General features: G+C 61.0%; 5 protein-coding genes. 1 reads left to right on the top strand and 4 read right to left on the bottom strand.

Annotated elements, in window-relative coordinates:
- A partial coding sequence (locus tag C0Z18_RS32215) for a transposase (RefSeq protein ID WP_146014163.1) occupies positions 1-101 on the bottom strand: 101 nt, incomplete at its 3' end.
- 252 nt (positions 102-353) lie between these two features.
- A complete protein-coding gene (locus tag C0Z18_RS32210; protein WP_233217587.1) occupies positions 354-1,328 on the bottom strand; it encodes an alpha/beta fold hydrolase in 975 nt (324 codons plus the stop codon).
- Between the two features lie 77 nt (positions 1,329-1,405).
- On the opposite strand from C0Z18_RS32210, the gene C0Z18_RS32205 reads away from it, so the two are divergent.
- Entirely contained in the window at positions 1,406-1,828 is a 423-nt protein-coding gene (locus C0Z18_RS32205) for an Rrf2 family transcriptional regulator (protein ID WP_102649516.1), read from the top strand.
- An 85-nt stretch (positions 1,829-1,913) separates the two neighbouring features.
- Here the strand turns inward: C0Z18_RS32205 and C0Z18_RS32200 are convergent, their stop codons facing one another.
- Positions 1,914-3,593, bottom strand: a complete 1,680-nt coding sequence (locus C0Z18_RS32200; RefSeq protein ID WP_102649515.1) for an ABC-F family ATP-binding cassette domain-containing protein — start codon at positions 3,591-3,593, stop codon at positions 1,914-1,916.
- A gap of 78 nt (positions 3,594-3,671) precedes the next feature.
- Positions 3,672-4,526 carry a PA4780 family RIO1-like protein kinase gene (locus tag C0Z18_RS32195; RefSeq protein WP_102649514.1) on the bottom strand — a complete coding sequence of 285 codons (855 nt, stop codon included), beginning with the start codon at positions 4,524-4,526 and terminating at the stop codon, positions 3,672-3,674.
- Positions 4,527-4,904 lie beyond the last annotated feature (378 nt).

Raw genomic sequence — 4,904 nt, 5'->3', positions numbered from 1 at the left:
ATCGAGACCGTCTTGCCCGGCTCGAGGCTCTCCCTGACCATCGCCACTTTCTCTTCTACCGACCACCGCCGCCGGCGCTCGGGTCCCGTCAATACATCCATCACTTCTTGATTGGTGTTAGTCAAAAACACAGTCGTATGCCTACCCGCTATTGTAAGTGGGAGACTGTGTCCGGACTTTCAGGGGGCCGCTCCAGATACCTCGTCTCCCCCATTTTTCGCAGCCAGGGCGATGGTAGCGCAAAAGAACGTTTCAGAACAACCCGCTCTCGCGCCGTTAGATCTGCCGATGAGTACGGTGCTCAATCCGTCATTCATCCTTCGCCAACGAAAGTCCTCGCTCCACTGAAGCCCCTATAGGCCCCGCAGAAACTCGATCACGGCAGCATTGACGCGATCCGGCGCCTCTTGTTGGAGCCAATGACCCGCTCGCTCGATAACTTGCGAATCTCGCAAGTTCGGCACGAGCCTCGGCATAGCGCCGATGATTTCATGCATGCCTGGAATCGCTAGCCCCGTGTCGTGTTCTCCGACTAGATAAAGGGCGGGAGTCTGAACTAGCAGCCCATTGAAGGCGGCTTGCAGTTCCCAGTTCCGGTCGAGTTGGCGGTAATAGTTCAGCCCGCCGTGAAACCCCGACGTTTCGAAAGCGCTCACAAAGATGTCGAACTGGGCTTCGTCGAGCCAACTCGGTAGGGATACAGGTTCAGGCAAAACATCGAGCAGTCCCGCTTGCCGCGGCACCATGCCGAAAGGGTTGGGGGTTTTCTGGTCGCGTTGGCCGGCATCCCCCGATGCCCAGAAATACAGCTTGCGAAGCGTCGCACCGACGTCCCGCTCGAACTCACGCTCGGCCTGCCCCGGCTGCGAAAAATAGTGCGTATAAAGCCAGGCTTGCTCCGTCATCGGAAATAAACGGCTGGGCAGCACCGGGGCTCGGTCCATCATCGGAACCCCGAGTGCGACGACAGCCCGAAAGCGGTCGGGGCGCAGCAGCGCGGCCTGCCATGCAATAGCCGCACCCCAGTCATTTCCCATCACGACAGCGCTTCGTTCTTCGAGCGCGTCCATGAGCCCGATGAGGTCCCCCAGGATGTCGAGCGTCGTGTAGCGCCCGGATTCAATCGGACAATCGCTGCGCCCGAAGCCCCGCAGATCCGGTGCAACGGCGCGAAATCCCGCATTCGACAAAGCCGCCAGTTGGTACCGCCAAGCGTACGACGTCTCAGGAAACCCATGAAGAAGCAAGACCAGCGGGCCCGCCCCCTGAGCGGCCACGTTAAGCCGTATGCCATTGGTTTCGATAAAGAACTGACTGAATTCGTACACGATCGCCCTCCGCCGGTTGCGCCAAGTCGGATTAAATCGTAACATCAAATGTCACGATTAGGTTCGCTTCGAAACATATGCAACCGGATACACGGCTGGCTCGGATTCTTCACATACTCGTTCACATGCATTTGCGCGGCGGCACGACCACGTCCGAGACGATCGCGAAAATGTTGCACACACAGCCTTCGCTCGTTCGACGCACGATGGCCTCCCTGCGTGAAGCAGGTTACGTCGAGTCGATTACCGGACCAGGGGGCGGTTGGGTCCTCTCGTGCAAATTGAGCGATCTCACCGTGCGTGACATATACGCAGCGATAGCGCGTAAAAGCCCGTTCGCGATCGGTCCGGCGGATGACAATCCGGCCTGTCCCGTGGAGCGTGCGATCAACGGATTCCTCGACGACGCACTGGGCTCGGCCGAAGAGGCTTTGCTGCGGCGTCTAGCGAAAACGCGACTATCCGACATTGCACGAGCCGTTCAAGCGCCGAAAGCCTGAGAAACTTAACGCAGCGCTTCCTTTCCGCTTTCGCCTGTACGTCGCGCTGGCAGCACCGAAACCGGAACTGCCAGGGCGTTACGACTCAAGCGACGGCTTTCTGCTCCGCGGCCGCTTGCTCGCGCATGCGACGAGCTTCGTCGCGCAGAAACTGCTGATAATCGTCCAGATCGCCGTCGAAGGGCTCGACGCCACCCTTGGTGACGAGCCAAAACTCGTCGCATACCGCGCGCAGCAAAGACCGGTCGTGACTCACCAGCATCACGGTGCCTTCGAATTCGTTGAGTGCCATGCCTAGCGCTTCGCGCGTGGCCAAATCGAGGTGGTTGGTTGGCTCATCGAGCAGCAGCAAATTGGGGCGCTGCCATACGATCATGCACAACACGAGCCGCGCCTTTTCACCGCCGCTCATCGTGCCGACCGCCTGATGGACCGTGTCGCCGCTGAAGTTGAAGGTACCTAGGAACGTGCGAAGGGATTGCTCGGTTCCGCTCTGGCCCGGCGCGCGCATGTGCGCCGGCGTGTCCTTGGCAAGGCGGATCATGTGCTCCATCGGCGTCTGAAGAGGACGCAGCACGTCGAGTTCCTGCTGGGCGAAGTAACCGATGTTCAGGCCCTTGCCTTCGCTGATTTCGCCGGCAATCGGCGCGAGCGCGTGCGCCACGGTCTTCACGAGCGTGGACTTGCCTTGGCCGTTTGCGCCGAGGATGCCGATGCGCTGCCCGGCCAGCACCGACCGGTTCACGCTTCGGACGATGACCGTGGGCGGCGTGCCCGGCAATGCATCGGCCGGCGCCGGGTAGCCGAAGCTCGTGTCGAGCATCGACAACAGCGGATTCGGGACGTTGAGCGGCTCCTTGAACTCGAAGGTGAACTCCGCGTCGGCAAGCACCGGCGCGATCTTCTCCATGCGTTCGAGCGCCTTGACCCGGCTTTGCGCCTGCTTCGCCTTCGAGGCCTTTGCCTTGAAGCGGTCGATGAATTTTTGCAGATGAGCGATTTTTTCGGCCTGCTTGGCCAATGCTGCCTGCTGCAACACGAGTTGCTCCGCGCGCATCTCTTCGAACTTGCTGTAGTTGCCGCCATAACGCACGAGCTTGGCGTTGTCGACGTGCACCGTCACCTGCGTCACCGCGTCGAGAAACTCGCGATCGTGGCTAATCACCACCAACGTTCCTTGATAGCGCTTGAGCCACGCTTCCAGCCAAACCAGTGCGTCGAGGTCGAGGTGATTCGTGGGCTCGTCGAGCAACAACAAGTCGGACGGACACATGAGCGCGCGCGCCAATTGCAGTCGCATGCGCCAGCCGCCGGAAAAACTGTTGACCGGCTGGATAAGCTGCGCCGCGCTGAAGCCAAGGCCCAGAATCAGCGCTTGGGCACGGGCGGGGGCATCGTGCGCACCGGCGTCGTGCAGGGCCATGTAGGCGTGCGCCATCCGCATGCCGTCGTCGCTAGCTTCGGAGGCGGCAACTTCCGCCTGCGCGGCCAAAAGGACGGTATCGCCCTCGATGACGAAGTCGGTCGCGCTCTGCTCGGTTTCCGGCATGTCCTGTGCGACCTGGCCCATCTTCCATCCCGCGGGAATCGAGAACTCGCCGCTGTCTTCGTGCAGCGTGCCGTTGAGAAGGCCGAAAAAGGACGACTTGCCTGCGCCGTTGCGGCCGACGAGGCCGATCTTTTCGCCGGGGGCGAAGGTAACGGACGCGCGGTCGAGCACGACATTGACGCCGCGACGCAGCGTGACATTACGGACGGAAATCATAAGGAAGGACTTCGGAGAGGATAGGCATGATAGCCGAGCGACGTACCGGCTATCTCTTTTCTGGGGTTACCGCACTGTTTAGGCGCCGCTCGTTTCTTGCTGTCGCCGCACTCGCGCGGCTTCCTCGAGGCGTGTTTCTTCTAGTTCACGCAGGACCGCTTCGAGGTCCACGGGGCCGGTGTCGGTATCGACGTGCCCCGTCAATTCGGCATGCACATGCAGCCGCCCTGCTTCGAAAAGCGTCCAGATTTCCGTGCCGTAACTCGTGGTGAGCAATTGCGGTGCGAACCGCCCGAAGTATGCAGCCAGGTTGTCGACATCGCGCTTGAGCATCGAGGCGGCTTCGTTGTTGCTGGCCGCGTCAACGGCCTGCGGCAGATCGATAATCACCGGACCGTCCGCCGCCAGCAGGATGTTGTATTCCGACAGGTCGCCGTGAATCATCCCCGCGCAGAGCATGCGGACAACTTGATTCAGCAAGAACGCGTGCAGTTCGAGGGCGCGGGTTTCGGTCATATCGACGTCGTTGAGCCGCGGCGCCACGTCACCCGCCTCGTCGATCACCAACTCCATCAGCAATACGCCGTCGGTACAGATGTAAGGCTGGGGAACGCGGACACCCGCGCCGGCGAGACGAAACAGCGCGTCGACTTCGGCGTTCTGCCACGACGCCTCCTGCATCTGACGGCCGTAGCGCGTGCCTTTTTCCATGGCTCGCGCCTGCCGGCTGTTCTTGACCTTGCGACCGTCCCTGTATGACGCGGCTTGGCGAAAGCTGCGCTGCTTGGCGTCTTTGTAGACCTTCGCGCAACGCGTCGATTCGCCACTGCGCACGACGTAGACGGTCGCCTCCTTACCGCTCATCAACTGGCCGATGACTTCGTCGATGAGCCCTTCTTCGAGGAGGGGTGCTAGTCGCTTGGGTATTTTCATACGATCGCCGGCTGCGGCCCGTGGAATATCGATTCCAGAGGCGTGGAGGGTGAATTGCCCGCTGAGGGATGTGGGACCAATAAGCCGACGAAGCGCGCAGCCGGAACGTGTGGGCGCAGCCGAAGTGCGTGGAAGATGGGTAAAGGCATGCCGGATTATAAGGGAGGACGCAGCGACGCATGTCTCGTGACGAATGCTTGGCTGCTTTGCGCTAGGGCGATGGGTCGCTCATCGGCACGAAGAGCGGCGTTCGACCGAGGCTGTGTGGAAACTCCATTTTTGCGGTAGAAGGCTGGACTACCCCCGCGAGGTCGAATGACTTCAGTCGATCGACCGGGCGCAAATCGAGAATTGTGGCGGCAGAAGGCCCTTCCGGGC

This window comes from Trinickia dabaoshanensis, from assembly GCF_002879885.1.
Taxonomy (GTDB): domain Bacteria; phylum Pseudomonadota; class Gammaproteobacteria; order Burkholderiales; family Burkholderiaceae; genus Trinickia; species Trinickia dabaoshanensis.
This window is presented reverse-complemented; position numbering and strand designations above follow the sequence as displayed.